This is a genomic window from Streptococcus sp. HMSC065H07 (assembly GCF_001837325.1).
In the GTDB taxonomy this organism is placed as follows: Bacteria; Bacillota; Bacilli; order Lactobacillales; family Streptococcaceae; genus Streptococcus; species Streptococcus salivarius_H.
This window is the reverse complement of sequence record NZ_KV832059.1, coordinates 324-554: the sequence shown is the minus strand read 5'-3', so window position 1 is coordinate 554 and position 231 is coordinate 324. Positions and strand designations below refer to the sequence as shown.

Here is a 231-nt window from a genome sequence, read left to right as displayed (position 1 = left end):
TACCCAATGATGCCATCGGATTTAATCGACTACTCGAGGACTTGGGGACTGTTTACCAACCAGAGATTGTATTCGAGGCGACTGGTGTCTATTCTCGTCGTCTTCAGGCCTTCTTTGAGGATAATAGTTACGCTTATATACGGCTCAATCCCTTAGAATCCAAGAAACAATTAGATAGCTTGCGAGTGCGTAAAACCGATAAGATTGACGCTGAAAAACTAGCTACGTCTC

General features: G+C 43.7%; 1 protein-coding gene. It reads left to right on the top strand.

Annotation, left to right across the window (positions count from 1 at the left end):
• On the top strand, positions 1-231 hold a 231-nt coding region (locus HMPREF2637_RS11750), incomplete at both ends, for an IS110 family transposase (RefSeq protein ID WP_141760052.1).